Annotated in this window: 2 protein-coding genes; both read left to right on the top strand. The window is 36.8% G+C overall.

The annotated features are described in order from the left end of the window. The first annotated feature begins 2,027 nt into the window (after positions 1 to 2,027). Positions 2,028 to 2,363 carry an NIPSNAP family protein gene (locus AACS90_RS20600; protein ID WP_099123589.1) on the top strand — a complete coding sequence of 112 codons (336 nt, stop codon included), beginning with the start codon at positions 2,028 to 2,030 and terminating at the stop codon, positions 2,361 to 2,363. Between the two features lie 562 nt (positions 2,364 to 2,925). After that, entirely contained in the window at positions 2,926 to 3,621 is a 696-nt protein-coding gene (locus tag AACS90_RS20605) for an aspartate/glutamate racemase family protein (protein WP_099123590.1), read from the top strand. The last annotated feature ends 1,141 nt before the right edge of the window (positions 3,622 to 4,762 follow it).

A 4,762-nucleotide genomic window follows, 5' to 3' on the forward strand; every position in this document is an offset into this window, starting at 1 on the left:
TTTGGACAATTTTTCTCATTTGACGCCGCTCATTGCGCGGAATTGGTGGTACGATGGCCATAACTCAGTCCTTCCTTTTTGTGTTTTTTTGGTTTTGCGATTAAAAAGTTCGCAAAAATAGGACTGAGTTTCTTTGATTCGCCTACCATTTTGAAAAGCTATTTAGCTAACGGCCTTGGGATATCGCACGGCTCACCATCCTGATAGTAAGCCTTTTCCCCGTTCACAATGGTTTTTATCCGCTTGTTCTGGTTACATTCGAATGATTGGGAGTTAGAGTAATATCTTGAGACAACACTAAATTTTACATTAAATCTTTATTTATCAAATTGATATGTATTATTTGTAAGAAGGAATGCAGTAATTGAGACAACATAAATTGGGATTAGTTGTCTCAAAATTTAAATATTAATCGTTATAAAACAATATGATAAACATATCGAGACAACAGAGACAGCTGAGACAACATCGTTTGCTTAATTTATATATAAAGAAAAATGAAATTAGTGTTATTCATAGAAAAGAAATTCTAGCTTTAGCCGATTGATTTTTATAATAACGCAAATCACCATACAGGGAAGATTAAAATTAAGCGGTTCCCATCAATCCCTATGCGCTTAGTCTTAATACTATAACTCGTTGATTTTATCCAATTCTGTCAGAAAACCAGAATACCGGTTCTGAGCATGAATTGAGGAATATCAATCGGTTGAAAGGGATTTGAAATCCCATTTATCGTAACCTATTGTTTTTGCTTATTTCCTGCATAGAACCGGAGATTAAGTAAATCAAGGCGTTAACTAACTGTTGGAGAAATCGTAATAGTTGTCGTAGATGGTCAAAATTTTGACCCTCTCAAAGTGTGATATCCCATTTAAGGTATGGTGAAAATCACCATAACTTTTAGCAGAGCTAAGCGTAGGGTATAGAGGAAATCTCAATACCTTTTGCTTTTGTACATGCGGAATTTCCCCGTATGTAACTGACCCAATTATTTTGGGTTACTTGTCTCGTTGCCCGGAACAAGAACTACATCTCTTTAAGAGGTTTAGTTATAGATCACCCAATAGGTGAACTGACCCTCTTTAAGAGGGTTAGTTTGTACCGACGAAATTCGTCGATGCAAAATCCAATATCCGATAATCGGACTTTGGGTGTAACTGACAGTTAATCAGTCGCAAATGGTCTTGAGCGTAACCGATAGTTACTCACAATTTGAGCGTCAGCCTGGCTGACTCACAGAATTTGCACAACTCATTAAGGGTTGTACAAACTTTGCACGTATCATTTAGCGACGCACAGACTTTGTACACATCTTTAAGAGGTGTGCCCAAAAGAGTTATGTAAAAACAGATGGTTAAGTCGTTTTGTCCAGCCTCTTGCGCTCAAGCAACATATTGGAATACAGTGAATTTATTGCGTTTGTCCAGCACATAAATCAACCATCACGGAAATCGTGATAGGGTGGTCAAACTGACCCCCTCGGAAAAATCAAAGGGTTAGCCAACTATGGTTACTACTTTTCTTCAAAGTGAGGATGAACGAGAATATCAATGAGTTACTTAACTATGGTGAAGATCACCACGGTTGCTACTGGTTACAACTTCCGTGAGCAGTGGTACAGATGGTACAGTTATTTTGCGATTTTTTCGTTAGAGCGTGATTTTTGAATAAATTTTCTAAACCTCCATTGTGGAAATCACAACTCAGGGGCTTGAGTTTAAGCCGTCCAGCACAAGGTTACTTAATATAACTCAATGACTCCGTACGTATTATGTTCGCAGTGATTTAACTTATTGATTATTATTATGATTGAAAAACCAGTTCATCTATAGGTGGTGGAACATGGCACGAAGACAGAAGAAAAATGTCCCTCTATAGTCGCCATGGTTACGGGAAAGGCTTCTTATTGGCAGGGCTATCAGTTAGCTGACTCCTCTATCGCTTAATAGCTATACGGCTGCCATATTTTCGGTATTATTCGTTATGCTCACACCATTAAGAATAACAATACGTAAGGCGAATACATGGACAACAAGATCATCGAAATACTCCAGTACGAATTAAAGAAAGGAACCGGCAGTCAGTTTCATGAAATTATGGTAAACGTCAGCGTTCCGTTACATCGTTCACAGGGAATTGATGTGGTGAGTTTTGGTAACTCGCAGCATGATCCAGATTGTTATTATCTTATCCGGGCATTTGAAGATATGGATGAACTGTCGGCTGTACAAGCCAGATTTTATAAAAGTGATGCATGGATAAACGGCCCCAGAACGGGAATTATTGAGAGAATTGATAAGAGTGTTAAAACGGTTATCGAAATGCCTACATCGGCTATCAATGCCTTACGAATTGAGTAGCACTAGAATAAAGCTGACTCTTTACCCATTTTAAAAAGCAGCGTTCAGCCAGCCCAAAACTATTGGGTATCCCATCCACATAGGCAGGCTGAACCATCTCTTCATAGCTTCCGACGAAATTCGGCGCAACCTTCTCACAAGGTTGGTGCGTTTAACGTACTGACCTTGTCTCTTGATTACTGAAAACACATAGGTAGCACAATAGAATTGGCGAGAGTTCTTAACAAAATGTAAGTTGTATAGAAATTTGTATAGATTTAAAAATATAATAATTTTTTTGTTTAATATCATTATATTAAGTGCTTTGTTCTATGCCCTTCACCATCAAAGAATAGTTCAAAATCACACTCTATTATCGTCTACTGTTATCTATTGAAATGTACCCAAGTAGGGGATATGGTTTTTTTGTTTTCTGGTACCCACTAATAACTGAATTAAAATCTATATAATAAATTTTATTTGTATTAAAAATCCTCAATGCTAATGTCATTATCTAATCTCTCTTTTATTAAGATTAATTACAAATTGTGGCAAGATAATTTAAAAACATTGAGGATAATGAATGAAAACAATCGGTATGCTAGGGGGAATGAGCTGGGAATCGACGGTTAGCTATTACCAAGCAATTAATCGGAGAATCAAGGAGGAATTAAAAGGCCTCCATTCTGCCAAGATATGTTTGTTTAGTGTGGATTTCGATGAAATTGAAAAATTACAACGTTCTTCTCGCTGGAATGAAGCAGCTACGTTATTGAGTGCTGCGGCAAAATCTGTTGAAGCTGGTGGAGCTGATTTTTTAGTGATATGCACCAATACAATGCATAAGATTGCTGATGATATAGAAAAATCCATTTCTATTCCCATACTTCATATCGCAGATGCAACCGCAGAAGTATTGATTGGTGATAGCATCAAGAAAGTAGGTTTATTAGGAACGCGATTCACAATGGAAGAAGATTTCTATAAAGCAAGATTAACTAATAAATTTGATATTGAAGTCATTGTGCCAGACGACGAGCAGAGGGATTTAGTTCATCGTGTAATTTATGATGAGTTATATGTTGGTGAAATTCGACCAAATTCACGGCAGAGTTATTTGAATATCATCCAAGATCTCTATTCCAAAGGTGCTGAAGCCATTATTTTAGGATGCACTGAAATTGGCTTACTTGTGAGCCAACTTGATACAAATATTCCATTGTATGATACGGCCGCTATACATGCTGAGAAAGCAGTTAAGATGGCATTGGAAAATTAAGTATTATCGATATCTTTAAAGGCCACGATTACGGCCTTTTAACAATCAGCACCAAACTTAAAATATACACCTCACTGAATTACGCACTCGACTAACAGATAAAATTTATAATGCGTCACCCTATTTTAAGGCGTATTGATTCTGTTACAGACTATTCCATTGAGACAAGAGCCTGACTTCAGTAATATTAACTGGCTCGTTAGCAATAGGATGAAATGACCTTAAAAAAGCTTACATCAATGAATAACTTATGTTTATACAAACAAACGACAATGAATTTATTGTTCTCTCATCCAGAGCGTTGCGTCAGAAGAAGAATTCCAGCAATTATTTAGGTTCATCAAAGAGCAGATCAATAACCACTCCAAATAAAAAGACCATCAACGCACAACTCTGAGTGATAAAATGTACTTGTGTTTGGATGAATCGCACATCATCAAGTCACTACAACAAGCAAGGATAATATTGATGTTTCTGCAATGGATTAAGCGGGTGCTTATTTGGATGATAAAGGATATTTTAAATGATATCAGGTGGATGGCGTCAGCAATGTTTGGATTATTCGCTCTCATTGGCTTGTTTGTTGCCCTCGAATTTAAATTAGCTCAGCTCTTTTTTATTCTTGCAGTAATTCCTTATTCGCCAGAAATCTGGCGGTTCCTGAAAGTCAGGATAAACAATAAGAATCGGCGTTAGTTGATTTCATAACTCTAATTTATTCAGAGAGCAACTGATGCTGAGTATTGATATATTTTGGCAAGCACAAGATTATTTATTCAAAGTTGAAATGTTTTCTCCGATTTCAAACCGGGAAAATCAGTTTTCTCTTTTAGCGAAAATATTTCACTGATTGATAGACCAAAGTGAGGGCCACAGTAGCAGGTAGGTACATTAAACACACTGAGCCACTTTTAACCAACCCTCTTAAAGAGGGTTGCCTCTGAGTTCATTCACACTGCCTCTGTTTTTAAACGAAAGAGTGACATAGTACTAAATAACTTTTCATAATAGTGGGACACTCGATTTACTTTATCTGAAAGAATCTATTTGCAGATTTTTTCAAGAATTTTTTCACATTACTGAGCAGTTGCCACATATACCGACAACAATGGTTACGTGTAACTGTTTCATGTAACGTGTG

Source organism: Xenorhabdus sp. KK7.4 (assembly GCF_963876465.1).
Classification (GTDB): domain Bacteria; phylum Pseudomonadota; class Gammaproteobacteria; order Enterobacterales; family Enterobacteriaceae; genus Xenorhabdus; species Xenorhabdus stockiae.